General features: G+C 38.1%; 12 protein-coding genes and 1 riboswitch. Of the genes, 9 read left to right on the top strand and 3 right to left on the bottom strand.

Features of this window, described 5'->3' with window-relative positions:
- The first annotated feature begins 213 nt into the window (after positions 1-213).
- Positions 214-2,043: an ATP-binding protein gene (locus ACFSTH_RS19780; RefSeq protein ID WP_377773897.1), complete on the top strand. Its 1,830-nt coding sequence runs from the start codon at positions 214-216 to the stop codon at positions 2,041-2,043.
- A 22-nt stretch (positions 2,044-2,065) separates the two neighbouring features.
- Complete coding sequence (gene rluF / locus ACFSTH_RS19775) at positions 2,066-2,770, top strand: 23S rRNA pseudouridine(2604) synthase RluF (protein WP_377773895.1); 705 nt, start codon at positions 2,066-2,068, stop codon at positions 2,768-2,770.
- A gap of 93 nt (positions 2,771-2,863) precedes the next feature.
- On the opposite strand, the gene ACFSTH_RS19770 is transcribed toward rluF, so the two are convergent.
- Positions 2,864-3,673 (bottom strand): flagellar motor protein MotB, encoded by an 810-nt coding sequence (locus ACFSTH_RS19770; RefSeq protein ID WP_377773893.1) that lies wholly within the window; start codon positions 3,671-3,673, stop codon positions 2,864-2,866.
- Positions 3,657-4,457, bottom strand: coding sequence for a flagellar motor stator protein MotA (gene motA / locus ACFSTH_RS19765; protein ID WP_377773891.1), 801 nt, complete (start codon positions 4,455-4,457; stop codon positions 3,657-3,659). Before motA ends, ACFSTH_RS19770 begins: the two co-directional genes overlap by 17 nt.
- Positions 4,458-4,588: 131 nt before the next feature.
- Between motA and ACFSTH_RS19760 the strand changes: the two genes are divergently transcribed.
- Together ACFSTH_RS19760 and ACFSTH_RS19755 are read left to right on the top strand one after the other, a co-directional pair.
- On the top strand, positions 4,589-4,882 hold the full coding sequence (locus tag ACFSTH_RS19760; protein ID WP_377773889.1) for a hypothetical protein: 294 nt from the start codon (positions 4,589-4,591) through the stop codon (positions 4,880-4,882).
- A gap of 103 nt (positions 4,883-4,985) precedes the next feature.
- Complete coding sequence (locus tag ACFSTH_RS19755) at positions 4,986-6,242, top strand: MFS transporter (RefSeq protein ID WP_377773887.1); 1,257 nt, start codon at positions 4,986-4,988, stop codon at positions 6,240-6,242.
- A 637-nt stretch (positions 6,243-6,879) separates the two neighbouring features.
- Here ACFSTH_RS19755 and ACFSTH_RS19750 read toward each other — a convergent pair.
- Positions 6,880-7,356, bottom strand: a complete 477-nt coding sequence (locus ACFSTH_RS19750; protein ID WP_377773885.1) for a C40 family peptidase — start codon at positions 7,354-7,356, stop codon at positions 6,880-6,882.
- A gap of 3 nt (positions 7,357-7,359) precedes the next feature.
- Positions 7,360-7,520: riboswitch (cyclic di-AMP (ydaO/yuaA leader) on the bottom strand.
- A 222-nt stretch (positions 7,521-7,742) separates the two neighbouring features.
- Between ACFSTH_RS19750 and ACFSTH_RS19745 the strand changes: the two genes are divergently transcribed.
- The 5 genes from ACFSTH_RS19745 to ACFSTH_RS19725 all read left to right on the top strand — a co-directional run bounded on the left by ACFSTH_RS19745 (position 7,743) and on the right by ACFSTH_RS19725 (position 14,367).
- The gene (locus ACFSTH_RS19745) at positions 7,743-9,425 is read left to right on the top strand and encodes a glutamine--tRNA ligase/YqeY domain fusion protein (protein WP_377773883.1); all 1,683 of its coding nucleotides are present in this window, start codon (positions 7,743-7,745) and stop codon (positions 9,423-9,425) included.
- Between the two features lie 52 nt (positions 9,426-9,477).
- A complete protein-coding gene (hisC, locus tag ACFSTH_RS19740; protein WP_377773881.1) occupies positions 9,478-10,539 on the top strand; it encodes a histidinol-phosphate transaminase in 1,062 nt (353 codons plus the stop codon).
- Positions 10,540-10,966: 427 nt separating this feature from the next.
- Positions 10,967-11,500, top strand: coding sequence for a helix-turn-helix domain-containing protein (locus ACFSTH_RS19735; RefSeq protein ID WP_377773879.1), 534 nt, complete (start codon positions 10,967-10,969; stop codon positions 11,498-11,500).
- 253 nt (positions 11,501-11,753) lie between these two features.
- Entirely contained in the window at positions 11,754-11,885 is a 132-nt protein-coding gene (locus ACFSTH_RS19730; RefSeq protein ID WP_377773877.1) for a hypothetical protein, read from the top strand.
- Between the two features lie 1,006 nt (positions 11,886-12,891).
- Positions 12,892-14,367: a sulfatase family protein gene (locus ACFSTH_RS19725; RefSeq protein WP_377773875.1), complete on the top strand. Its 1,476-nt coding sequence runs from the start codon at positions 12,892-12,894 to the stop codon at positions 14,365-14,367.
- The last annotated feature ends 10 nt before the right edge of the window (positions 14,368-14,377 follow it).

The raw sequence follows: 14,377 nt of genomic DNA, 5'->3' as shown, positions 1-14,377 counted from the left end.
CGATTGTTAACAGACTGTGGGTAACCCTGTGGATAAGTGCAATAATATTGGTAAGTTATTAACAATCCATTCACATATGTGCATAACATCTGTTGATGGTGTGTATCAATTGTTTATATATCGAAAGATCAATAGTAATTTTATATTTAACTGACGCAATTGTTAGTAATGATCAATTCAATCATAGATTTAGTATGGAAGGTGTGATTAACAATGTCGATTAAGGTTAAGTTATTGTTAACAGGTTTGTTTACTTTGGTAATATTCACTCCAATATACTATACTCTGAATAATTATTATACTTCCAACCAATTGAATAAAGAAATACATAACTATTACTACAATTTATCAGTTAAGTTTGACGAATATTATCGCTTAGTTGCTCAATATGAAGTAAAACAAAATAATATTCCATTGAACCTAGATGTTTTTATGACTTTTTCGGATACGTTTGAATTTATGATTCCATCCATTGAACATATTTCCTTTATCGATAATGAAACAGGAACGTCGTTGTATGCACACACGGTTACCCATGAAAATCTGACAGATCACAATGTTGAAATAATGCATAATAACAAAAGTTATACTAGTGAACCGCTCGAAGCGACAACATTTTACATAGAACAAGTCAGTTCATCGTTACATAGCAGTTTATATTATAGTGGAGAACCTCAAGCAGTACAGATTCAAATATTTTTTGATAAGCAAGTATTTAGTGAGTTAATAACGTCTAGCCAAATGTCAGCATATTGGTTGTTACTTTTGATGTTTTTTTTAAGTATCGTTCTTATATATTATAGAATAAAAAAAGATTTACACCCGATAAGTGCTCTTTTTCAAAATACCCCGGTCGCATCCCGCCAAATACCAACCCAACAAGAACAAGTAGATCGTGGTCACTTATTTGATCTGAAAGGTCATACAATTGCTGAATATACACAGGAATATACCGATTATGTGAAGCAAAAAACAGAGGATGTTCAGCGTATGAAAGAATACTTAGAATCGTTTATAAATCAATCCAATGATGCTATAGTAATTATGGACTTGCAAGGACGAGTACTTCAAGTGAATGCCACTTTCGAACGGTTATTTGGATTCAGCAAAGAGCAATTACAGACGTCTAGTTATCCGACCATTCCGCCAGCAGAATTAAAAAATTATCTTGATTTACTTGATTTATTACGTTTTGGACATAAGTTATCGGCTCATGAATCGATTCGAACGAGTTGTACGGGAGAAAAAATACCGGTTAGTGTGACCGTATCACCAATATATAATACGGATGGACAGATACACTCTTTTTTTAATATGATGAAAGATATGCGTTTTCGTAATCGGATGGAAGAATTGCTGCGAAGATCGGAAAAATTAAAGACGGTAGGACAACTTGCTGCGGGTGTAGCTCATGAAATTCGTAACCCACTAACGGCTTTGAAGGGTTTCTTGCAATTACAACAGCAAGGAAATTTGTTGAACCAAATGCACGTTACAGTAATGTTATCAGAATTGGAAAGAATTAATTTTATTGTTGGTGAGTTTCTTATTCTAGCCAAACCACAAGCGATTAAGTTTGAAAAGAAAGATGTGCGAGACATACTGCGCGAAGTGTTAACTTTTTTAGATAGTGAAGCTCATTTATATAATATTGAATTTGTGACGATTATTTCACCGCAAAGCTGTTATGTTGCTTGCGAAGAAAATCAATTGAAGCAAGTGTTTATTAACCTGTTAAAAAATGCGATGGAAGCAATGCCTGATGGAGGATCTATTTATATATCGATTCGTAAATGGCATGAAAATGTGAAAATTGAAATTAGAGATGAAGGAATAGGGATACCAGAAGACGTGATGGAAAAAGTAGGAGAGCCATTCTTTACAGCAAAAGAATCGGGCACAGGGCTGGGTATTATGGTTAGTCGTAGCATTGTTCATAATCATCATGGAACGTTAGAAATAATAAGTAAAGAAGGTAGCGGCACAACAGTGAACTTGTTATTTCCATTATGTCGTGACGAACAGTTAGGCGAAGTACTTTGAGGAAAGGTTTGAAGAGATTGTGATGCGAATAAATAAGTTTATAAGTGAAACAGGGTATTGTTCTAGACGAGTAGCAGATACGTTAATAAGTAGTGGACGAGTGACGATCAACGGGATTGTTGCTGAATTAGGCAGTCAGGTGGGAGCGGGAGATACTGTACGAGTGGATGGGCAGCAGGTAGGCGCACACAAAGAGCATGTATATATTATGCTGCATAAACCAGTTGGTATTACCAGCACCTCTGAAGCGCATATAAAAGGTAATATGGTCGATTTTGTTGGGCATGAGGAGCGTATTTTTCCTATTGGACGGCTGGACAAAGATTCAGAAGGGCTTATATTACTTACGAACGACGGAGATGTTGTAAATCCCATTTTACGTTCAGAAGGTAAACATGAGAAAGAATATATTGTAACTGTAGATAAACCGATTACTCCTGCATTTGTTAAAGGAATGTCGGAAGGGGTACATATTTTAGGTAGTATGACTTTACCTTGCCAAGTTATACCACAAGCCGAGCGAGTTTTTCGAATGGTGTTAACAGAAGGACGTAATCGGCAAATAAGAAGGATGTGCCAAAAGTTCGGTTATCGTGTAACGAAGTTGAAGCGGATAAGAATTATGAATATTAAGCTTGGTTCTTTGCCTGTTGGGCAGTGGAGAGATTTGACGAAAGAAGAGTTAGGAACATTATTCGAATCGATGCAGTATAAACCGCGTAGATAAGTGCCTGCTTCAAGAGGAAATTAAAAAAAGAGCCGCTGACTTATGTTAGCGGCTCTTGACGTGCGATGTGGCAGACTAGTTTCTTTAATCTTGCTACTTCTTAACATCTAGTTGTTCTAGCTTGTTAGGATCGGTGAACGACCGTAAGATAGCAACCTCTACTCGTCTATTCTTCGATTTGTTATCTTTCGTATCGTTCGGGGCAATTGGTCGGTATTCACCAAAACCGCTTGCTCTAAATCGTTCCGGCTGCAGCTCTTTGTTCTCCAGCATAACATCCATAAAGCGAATGGCACGCATGACGCTAAGATCCCAGTTCGATTTGAAGTAAGCATTGTTCATCGGTGTATCATCGGTATGCCCGGAAATAATGACTTCATAGTCAGGGTATTCTTGTAGCATTTTACTGATCGAGACGGCTAGCTCTCGAGCTTCTGGCTTGACAGTTGCTTGAGCTGGATCGAATAAAGCTCCATCTCTAATGGTAATAAGCAGTTGTGACATGTTCAAGGCAGTTTCCAAATCATTCGATAACCCGTTATTAGCGATATACTCATCAATTTGCCCTTTTAAATGGTCGAACTCCGCTTGTTCTTGCTCCATTTGTTTCTCAATAGCTGCATCTGTACTCTCCCCTGGATTATTTTTATCTTTGGAAGGTGGTACTTTATCTACACTCGGACCTCGTTCAACAGCTGAGGGCATATCGAGCATTCCAGAACCGTTATGCAAAGCAACTCGAAACGCGCGTGACATATCTTCAAACTTTTTGACATCAAGGCTATTCATGGAGTAAAGCACGATAAAAAGAGCTAATAACAAAGTAAGCAAGTCAGCATATGGGATCAACCATGACTCGTCAATGTGCTCATCATTTTCTTCGTACCTACGCTTTTTCTTCAACGCCTTGTTCCTCCTTGTCTCTTAGTTTTTTGCGCTCAGTTGGTGAAAGGAAGACAGATAGTTTTTGTTGGATTGCAATAGTAGATACACCGGACTGGATAGCAAGTAGTCCTTCTAGCATCATTAGTTTTAATTGAATTTCCTGTTTAGATTTTCTTTTTAGACGGTTAGCCATCGGATGCCACAGGACATAACCTGTAAAAATACCGAATAGAGTAGCAATAAAAGCACCCGCTATCGCATAGGCTAGTTTCGCCATATCACTCATATCTGCCAATGCAGCTATAAGACCAACTACGGCACCCAGAACACCTAACGTAGGAGCATAGGTTCCAGCTTGTGTAAATATAAGCGCTCCAGCTTTATGTCGATCTTCTGTAGTGGATATATCTTCTAGCAAAACATCACGTACAAGATCTTGATCGTTTCCATCAATAATCATGCGCATACCGTTGCGCAGAAAAGGATCTTCTATGTCATCCACCTTAGCTTCAAGAGCAAGTAGCCCTTCACGACGAGTAATAGAAGCCCACTCCATAAACTGTGTAATCAGTTGTTCGCGTGGGGGAAGAGGTTGCTCTGTAAAAATAATTTTGAAGAGCTTACCTATCTTTGTTAATTCGGACATTGGAAAAGCGATCATAACGGCTGCAATTGTTCCCAGAATAATGATAGAGAATGCTGCAGGGTTTAATAGAAAAGAAAGCTTGGCACCTTTTAGTATCATACCGCCTAGTACTGCGACTAGTCCTAAAATAAGACCTATAATTGTTGAATTTTTCATTTTGCACCTCATTAAAATACGTTTTCGGCATTTATCCACTTCTATTATTATCGTCAAAAGGGTATGCTGAAGTTAGAGTAAATACTAGGAATAGCAAAATTATAGGTTAAATTAAGGGAGTTTGATGGAAAATGGGTGTAAGGCATGCTAGAGAGTACGCTGATATTTTGCAGGAATTAACAAAAGCCGTTAGTGAAATTGAAGAATGCTATACTTTTTTTGAGATGGAGTTGGCAGATTGGCAGCAGCTGGCGACAGAAGAACAGTCTGAAGTTATGGAAGCGCTAGCGGACGATATATTTTTTGGTTTAGGAACGGTTGATTCCATTGTTGTTGGTCGAGGAACAGTCATCCATAATGCAAAACGCCATCTTATAGAAGTGGTGCAGGACGATAAAATCGTGCAAATTGTACGACTTATTTGATGGAAGCGATTATAGCTATAATGTAGAAAAAGTGGTAAAATCTATAGATTAAACAAAAAATGCTGCAAATTTATCGGAAGTGGAGTAAGGAGTTTTATACGTAATGAAAAAGTTGTTATGGTTGGGTTGTTTTTCTTATCTACTTATTGGAGTAGCTCATATTATCGGAGGCTCAATTTTGGAGCAATTAGTTGCTCACTATCAGCTAAGTTATAAAGATGGTGGGCAATGGATTATGAATCAATTTTTAGGGTTTTTGGTGGGGGTGTTATTTACCCCAGCACTGTCGGCTCGGTTTGGTAAACGTGCAACGGTATTGTTTGCAATCGGTATGTTGACGATAAGTGAAGCTGCGTATAGTTTATTATTACCATGGGGTTTTATGCTTAGCTTTGCTCCGCTTGCAGGGCTTGGATTCGGTATGACAGAAGCAATTGTTGGCGCTATGATTATCGAGTATACGAAAGACGGAAAAGCGACAGCGATGAGTAAGTTGGAAACGTTTTTTGGGATAGGTGCGTTAATTATTCCACTGGCTGCTGCATATTTAATTCAAAAAAACATATGGCAGTTGTCGTTTCCAATATTAGCGGCTATGTCAGCCGTCATGTTTATATTATGGTTAACGACATCCTTTGGGGAAGTGGACCATCATTTAAGTGAAAAGGCGAAAGACAAGGAGCCATCTGCACCCGCACAGCGTGGCAACACAGCTCTAGGTGCTACAACACTTAAACCGACTAGGAAAATACCATTCGGGTATGATGCGAGTTCCTTGCCGTTTCTAGCGTTCGCTGTATTGTTCTTTTTATTTTATGTAGGGACAGAGATGAGTTTCTCCAATTACTTGCCGGCAATTTTATTAGGTCATACAGGTGTATCCGAAGTAGCGGCTGCTTCTTCATTAAGTGTCTTTTGGGGAGCAGTTGTAGTGGGGAGAATTTTTGCCGGTGTTCTAGCTGAGCGTCTAGGGTACACACGATTTTTATTTATTATGACAGCGGGAGCTGCTATTGTATTTGGTTTTATGACGGTATTCAATTCTTATGCTTTAATGTTGGTGTTTATTGCGTTGACGGGTCTATTCTTTGCTGGATTATTCGGCATAGCACTTGTATACGCAAACGGTCTGTTGCCAGGGCATACAGAGCGAACGACAAGTCTTTGTGTCGCTTTTGGTGGTATGGGAGGAGCAATATTCCCAAGGATTACAGGATGGTTTATGGATCAGTATACGATATCAGCAACTTTAATTTATTTAGCAATATTAGTAGTAGGCTTATTCGTATTGATGCTAGTGCTGATGATGATTGGTAAAAAACACACGCATACTATTTCTAACTCGCAAATCTCAGCGTGATGCAATGATATGAACCATCATACAAGAGATTGTCCAGATGACGTATAGGAGAAACTTTGTACGATAAATCGTATAAAGGTTATGTTTAGACGGTTGGAATGCAAGCTTTGTATGATAAATCGTATAAACGGTCGTGTGCAGACGGTTCGAGTGTAAGCTTTGTACGATAAATCGTATAAAAGGGCTTGTACAGACAGTTGTAGCGTAAGCTTTGTATGAAATATCGTATAAACGGTCTTTGTGCAGATGGTTCGAGTGCAAGCTTTGTACGATAAATCGTATAAAAGGGTTTGTGCATAGTTAAGTCCGTATACTTATGTAAATAGCTAGAATCTAAAAAAAGGAGCCATAGCCACAAACCTCGTTTAGAATGGAGTTACCGAGACAATTTTCAATGGAGGATTCTTGGTATGGCTCTATATCAGATTAACGTAAATTCGGAACTTTCATCCGTCTATTTAGTTCGCTATTATTAGAGATGGATAAAAGTTGTTTGATGAAAAGGAAATACATGGAGACGAAAGAGTACCTCGATAGCAATTTTCCTACAAAAGCATATTAATAAAAAAAGTTGTACGGAAAAACACTACGGTTTTTCGTACAACTTTTATTTTAGGGACTATTGGACAGTTTGTTTTTAATTTGCAACTGCATATGTAGTGAAAGCATCATCATTCATCACACGGCGTGCTGTTACGTAGCGTGGTTTGTAATACTTAGAGTCAAGTTTGTCGTAAACTACTCCTCTGGAAGTAGATGCGTGAGCAAACTTGCCATCTCCTACATAGATCCCTACATGCGTAATTTCACCGTTATTAGCTCCACTTGTATCGAAGAAGATAAGATCGCCGGGAATTAGCTCGTCTTTGCTAACTTTGGAACCTTCATTAGCTTGACCTGTAGAAGCTCGAGATAAGTTAATATCCATTTCGTCGAATACATAGCTTGTAAATCCTGAGCAATCAAAACCTTTTTTCGTAGTACCGCCGTAGCTGTACTTGACACCTAGCAAGTTATCAATAATACCGGTTAACTTCGTGTCCGCATGTGCTTGACCTGCTTGAAATGATAGGAAAAGCGTAAGACCTAATATAAGTGCTGCAACTTTCTTCAATGATGGTACTCCTTCCGATGCCGACGAGGTTAGCTGTGGGGTTCGGTTTGAAGGTCCCCTATGATCTTCCCACTGAATAGCGGTTGCTTCATTGCTATTCATAAGATCAATTCACCCAAAATGGTTCCCCCGTTTTCCTTTAGGAAATTAGGCAAGCTTTCGAATTATAATTGGGAGTCGTTCTCTCAAAACGTACTCTACAAACAATATAGTACTGCGAAATAGTTAATAGATGCTGAAAATGAGAAGATATTAATGAAATTTGTAAGTCTTTCTTAAGCTTTTCTTAAAGATTAAGTGCAACCTTTACGAATGTAAGTGTAATTTGTCCTATTATTGTGTATCATAAGAGAATAATAAATATATGCTTGGAAAGGTTGGTCGCAGTGGAGAATAATGTAGGAATAGATACTAAATTATCGTCTTCAAATTTTATAAGAAACATTGTGTTAGAGGATTTGCACAGCGGCCGTGTGCAAGAAATTATAACGAGATTCCCACCTGAGCCGAACGGTTATTTGCATATTGGTCATGCTAAGTCTATTTGTTTGAATTTTGAACTAGCTGATGAGTTTAATGGTAGAACGCATTTGCGTTTTGATGATACGAACCCTTTAAAGGAAGAAACAGAATATGTTGAAGCAATTAAAAGAGATGTTAATTGGTTAGGGTTTGAATGGGAAGCTTTACATTTTGCATCAGATTACTTTGAAGAAATGTACGAGCGTGCGCAATTGCTTATTCGCAAAAACTTAGCTTTTGTTTGTGATCTATCGGCAGATGAAATGAGAGAGACTAGAGGGTCATTAACAGAGCCAGGAACCAATAGCCCTTATCGTGAAAGAAGTGTAGAGGAAAATTTAGATTTGTTTGCTCGCATGCGTGCGGGAGAGTTTCCAGACGGATCGCGTGTATTGCGGGCTAAAATAGATATGGGTTCACCTAATATTACGATGCGTGATCCTGTACTATATCGGATATCTCACGCTCATCATCATCGTACGGGAGATGCTTGGTGTATTTATCCAATGTACGATTATGCTCATCCACTTGGTGATGCGATTGAAAAAATCACTCACTCTATCTGTACATTAGAATTTGAAGACCATAGACCATTGTACGACTGGGTCGTAGAGCACTGTGAGATGGAGTCTGTACCGCATCAATACGAGTTTTCTCGCTTAAATGTAACGAATATGGTAATGAGCAAACGTTATTTGAAGCAATTAGTAGATGAAGGTATCGTTAGTGGTTGGGATGACCCTCGGATACCTACTATCGGTGGTTTGCGCCGGAAAGGATATACGCCGGAGTCATTGCGTCAATTTTGTCGTGAAATTGGAGTTTCGAAAAACAATAGTCTCGTTGATGAACGTAATCTAGAGTTTTTTATTCGTGAAGATTTGAAACTGAAAGCGCCACGAACGATGGCTGTAATAGATCCACTTAAAGTCGTTATTACGAATTATCCAGAAGGTCAAATAGAATGGCTAGAAGCAGAAAATAACGCTGAAAATGAAGAAATGGGAGTACGTTCCATTCCGTTTTCTCGTGAAATATATATTGAGCGTGACGACTTCATGGAAAACCCGCCAAATAAATATTTTAGATTATTTCCAGGTAACGAAGTTCGTTTGAAACATGCTTACTTCATTAAGTGTGAAGAAGTGATTAAAGATGAAGCGGGTAACGTTATCGAAATACATTGTACGTATGACCCACGTACGAAAAGTGGTTCTGGCTTTAATGAACGCAAAGTAAAAGGAACGATTCATTTTGTAGAAGCGACGCAAGCATTACCAGCGCAATTCCGTTTAATAGAACCACTATTGGTAGAAGAAGAGGATGGAACGGAAGAAAAGTCGTTTATGGAGCGAATTAATCCGAATTCAATGCAAGTATTGCACGGCTTCGTTGAACCGAATATGAAGGATGCTGCTTCTGAGGACAAGTTTCAATTTTTCCGCCATGGCTACTTTAATGTTGATCCGGTAGATTCAAGTACGAAGCAATTAGTATTTAACAGAACAGTATCATTGAAGAGTTCTTTTGATCCGAAAAAAGCTTAATAGTATAAGTAGTATAGGTTTTTATTATAGATAGAAGGGAAGTTAATTGCAGATGAGCAAGTTTTGGAGCCCGCTAGCTCAATCTTTAGAACCATATGTACCTGGGGAACAGCCGAAAGATAAAAAATATGTCAAATTAAATACGAATGAAAATCCGTATCCACCTTCGCCCAAAGCGATGGCAGCAATGCAAGCTCATGTGAACAGCGATTTGCGTTTGTATCCAGATCCGACGTGTGCCGATTTGGTACAAGCGGCAGCGGATTTTTATGGTGTGTCTCCGAAACAAACATTTGTTGGCAATGGATCGGACGAAATATTAGCGTTAGCCTTTATGGCCTTTTTTGATCCAGCGAAACCAGTGATGTTTCCGGATATAACGTATAGTTTTTATAAGGTTTATGCTAAGCTATGCGGATTAACACCAAAGCTTATTACACTTGATGAGCAATTTAAGTTGCCGATTGACCTTTTTGCAGGTAATCAAAGTGGCATCATTCTACCTAATCCCAATGCTCCGACAGCAGAGCTATTGCCATTATCAGCTATTCGTACGATATTGGAGCAAAATCGTGATCAAGTGGTTGTGATTGATGAAGCATATATCGATTTTGGTGGGGAAAGTGCAGTTTCTCTAATTAATGAGTATGATAACTTACTTGTCATCCAAACGTTATCGAAGTCACGTGCATTAGCTGGGCTACGGGTTGGTACTGCTTATGGTAGTGAGCAGTTAATTGAAGGGTTAGATCGTGTGAAAAACTCTTTTAACTCTTACACGTTAGATCGATTGGCGTTAGCAGGAGCGATCGCAGCTTATGAAGATCGCTCATATTTAGAAACGACCGTTCAGAAAGTTGTTATGACGAGAGAGTGGACGAAAGAGCAATTAATCGCACTTGGTTTTACAATGACTGACTCCCAAGCGAATTTCTTGTTTATTACACATGAGCGTGTGCCTGCCGAGCAAATCTTTTTGCAATTACGTGAAAAAGGCGTGCTTGTCCGTTATTTCAAACAACCGCGCATTGACAATTACTTGCGTGTAACCATCGGTACGGATGAAGAAATGCAAGTGCTAGTAGATGGTATTCGTGAAATTGTATCCAAATAGTAACTAGGTATCGCAGTGAGAAATCCGCTCAATCTCTGTTCATCATCGGTGATGTCGATGAAAGAGATGAGCGGATTTTTTGTAATACGACCAGCATGCAGAACTATTTTTACACTTGGTTACGTCACACTAACTTATTCCGCAAATCGGCGCCGGCAAGCGATTATTTCTTATATGGATTTATAATCAAATTACTGCAAGGTGAACTGGAAAATACGATAGAAAATAAAAAGTTAGCCATGACATTACTGTCTATTGACGATAAAACATAGTTTCAAGTTTGTTTGTTACGATTGCTTGATGTTTCTTATGTATCCGAACATCCAAGCAATAAAGTTTCTATGGTGGACAGCAACATACTCAATATAGGGACGACAAATACAGGTCGTTTACACAACTTAGCTACCAAGTGAAGCAGTATTTTAATTTGGTACACCATACTACTGTCGTAACGGCAACTGCGGTATGTGATAATTTTAACGGCATTGCGAAGGCTTACAGATGTGCGATAGCTGCTATAAAAAAAGAGGTTAACATGCATTACTGTGAACTTGTCGTACAAAATATATTTTTAGATGCAGATAAAGATAGAAAAACAACTTGTAGAAAAGTTGAAAAAGAATTGTTGATGCAAAACGTTTTACGATATGTAGAGCAACATTATTTGAATCTTGATTTAATTGTAGATTATGTAGGGCGTATTTTTAATTATAAACCATCGTACTTATCACAACTTCTTCGGGAGCACACTGGTAAACCGTTATTAGAGTATATTCATATATGTAGAATAGAACACGCTAAAAAAACGATGGAACAACACTTTTCGTTGTCTATATACGATATAGCAACTAAGTCTGGCTATATCGATATGAATTCATTTTACCGTGTGTTCAAAAAGTACGTGGGCATATCACCCGGGCAATATCGGTCGCTTCATGGGATGAAAGATAGCAACAAATAGCTACAACTAAATAAGGTTCATCACTGTAATTTGGGGTTGATTTGTTATACATTCGCAAATGAACTGTTCTAGTATGAATAATAGTGGAAATATTATAGCAAGATGGATGTACTAGACAGGCTATGTTGAATTCTAAATTCTAACATTCTTGTAGGGGCTTAAATTTAGCCTTTGAAAATAAAAGGGACCTCTGTTAAAGTGGGGTTGCAACGGGTCATAGCCCTTAATAGCCCACAAAACAGGAGGTCTTACTATGAATCTTACAGGAAATCTCCAAATTAATCAACGTATCGAACGCATTACACCACAGGACTTAATAGTCGGTATCGACATTGCGAAGATTAATCACCTTATTTGCTCAAAAAACGCCCTTTTAAAAATCTAAGGAAGATTTTTAACGTTAATCATGCATCATACTAGTATTTGGAGCTCCTTTTCCACTCATAAGACATAAAATCTTCCTTAGAAATTATTTCACCCCGATATTCATCATTTAGCGATAAAAATCTTCGTTAGAATGGCGGTCAGCTCCATGTTCCCTGGATGTTTCCACTACTATTCTTTTGTAGCATCTTTCCTTTAGTATATTCGGAAAATCACCTGCACCCTTGTGGTTTCATTATAAATGCTAGTCTAAATATGCACAGAAACGCTTGAATATTAATGTACAGTTTTGACGACATGCTACACTAGTGTTATTGGACGAACAAGCATAACACCTTTACGAGAAAGTCCATAAGCACCAAGTGACGTTAAAAATAGGTTTACAAGTGTACCGCCAAGGACGATAATAATCGTATTCATATATCCTTATATAATATTATAGTTAATGCGTAAAGCGTTTTCGTACATCGTGTTTACCTCCCTAAATTATAAATGTAATGATTTGATGCTAACAAATTACTGTTAAGCGCTTACAGTAAAAATGTACTCTCGAACGCTTGAATTTAAAATCTTCTATTTGCAAAGTAGTCATCCAAAAGCGACTTTAAGCATCATTAAAATTTGATTTCAATCATTCATTTCATACATTTTACGCAGAAAATGTAGATAGGGTGGCGTTAACAACGATTTGTTAAGCACTCACATAAACTCTACACTTCATGCTGGTGCTTTAAAATCTTCCATTATGAATATCTTCCAATACAAATATTTTTGAATAAAAGTAATAATGGATGAAGTGAGTTGTAGATGGTTCATTTATATATTAGTTTAAAAAGAATCGTCCGAAATTGATTCAGGTTGTCTATTTCCCACTTTTGTTGATAATTAATTGACACTGTAGATGAATAATAGATACTATTTTAATAAGAAGTGAGAAAAACAAAGAAGTAAGCGGTTTCTGAATGGTAGTAGTATGTGACACAGTAAAAACGAGGAGTTGAGGAAGTTTGTCATCCGAACAGTTAGCAGAAAATAAAAAGCCTCATGTCGTTGTTATTATGGCTGATCAATTACGGGCAGATTTTATTTCGCCACAATTTACGCCGAACATTTATGAACTATCACTGCAAAGTAATAGACTAGATCGATCCTATTGTGCCTCACCACTTTGTGTACCTGCACGCGGTGCTTTTTTTACCGGAAAATATCCAAATGAAACGGGATGCGTCATTAACCCGTGGGCAAAGGAAGATAAAGATTATGGCTTTGTAAAATCGGGAACTCCTAACTTGTATCAATTGTTGGAGAAAGAGTGGGATAGCTGGCATACAGGGAAGCAACATTTACTAACAGAGGAAAAATTCGATACAGAGCCAGATGCGAAAACGACATGGCTACCACTTGAAGGAAGATTTCCGGCTTATGTGAAAGAGCAAGGGAAGCGGATGCCTGGTGGAGAAGCGTTTCGTGGACTAGTACCTGAAATGTCTGGTGGAACGACAACACGTGCCAAAGGTTACTCCATTCCGACAACTGGTTTATATGAAGATGGTATCGATACATTTTTCGATGGATTTATATTAAAAGATTCGTTGCATGCTTTGCAGGAAAGAGATACAAATAAACCATTTTTCTTAAGTGCGATGTTTTTAGCACCGCATCCTCCGCTAGATATTCCTGAACCGTATTATTCGATGTTTTTGGCGGAAGAAATGCAATTGCCTGACAACGTTGCAAAATGGTCGAAAAATCAGTCACCGTTGCAGCTTTATAATTTAACAGGTGCGATTGGCACTCGTTACTCTTTGGGAGAATGGCGTAAAATATGGGGAGTATATGCGGGGCTTGTACGCTTGTTAGATGATTGTGTTGGCAAAATAATAGCGGAATTAAAAACACAAGGGATATATGATGATACGTTGCTAGTATTTACAAGTGATCATGGAGAAATGCTAGGTTCTCATCAATTGTGGCAAAAAATGTGTATGTACGAAGAATCTATACGGACGCCTTTATTCATTAAGTTACCACAGCAACAAGTTGGTCAGTCTTATGAAACACTTGTTAGTGCGATTGATGTTATACCGACGATTTGTGATTATGTGAATGTAGCGCAAGATGTTAATTTTAGCGGTAAATCGTTACGTCCATTGTTTGAAGGCGGAAAACTATCGAGCAAGCATTTATTTGTTCAATTTGACGGTAATGGGGCACGTAGTAATTTCCAACGTTGTGTAGTTACTCAATCAAACAAACTAATTGTCGACATATTTAAAGACGAATTGTTTTTAGAGTTGTACGATATCGTGAATGATCCACAAGAAAAAGAGAACCAAGCATTTGATCATGCTAATGAAGCAACTATCGAGCAATTGTTGCAGGCGCTTCGCCAGCATATGGAACAAACCGGAGATTTGTTGACGGTACCTGCTAATGCTTATACAGCCTTTTTGGATCGTTATGCACCATTTCAAGATAATTAAGTTGACAGTA

The organism is Paenibacillus yanchengensis (assembly GCF_042684845.1).
GTDB lineage: Bacteria > Bacillota > Bacilli > Paenibacillales > Paenibacillaceae > Pristimantibacillus > Pristimantibacillus yanchengensis.
The sequence above is the reverse complement of the archived record's forward strand: the minus strand, read 5'-3'. Positions and strand labels throughout refer to the sequence as shown.

Coding starts and splice junctions, on each gene's coding strand:
- ACFSTH_RS19780 (WP_377773897.1), top strand. CDS start 214: ATGTCGATTAAGGTTAAGTTATTGTTAACAGGTTTGTTTACTTTGGTA.
- rluF (WP_377773895.1), top strand. CDS start 2,066: ATGCGAATAAATAAGTTTATAAGTGAAACAGGGTATTGTTCTAGACGA.
- motA (WP_377773891.1), bottom strand. CDS start 4,457: ATGAAAAATTCAACAATTATAGGTCTTATTTTAGGACTAGTCGCAGTA.
- ACFSTH_RS19760 (WP_377773889.1), top strand. CDS start 4,589: ATGGGTGTAAGGCATGCTAGAGAGTACGCTGATATTTTGCAGGAATTA.
- ACFSTH_RS19755 (WP_377773887.1), top strand. CDS start 4,986: ATGAAAAAGTTGTTATGGTTGGGTTGTTTTTCTTATCTACTTATTGGA.
- hisC (WP_377773881.1), top strand. CDS start 9,478: ATGAGCAAGTTTTGGAGCCCGCTAGCTCAATCTTTAGAACCATATGTA.
- ACFSTH_RS19730 (WP_377773877.1), top strand. CDS start 11,754: ATGAATCTTACAGGAAATCTCCAAATTAATCAACGTATCGAACGCATT.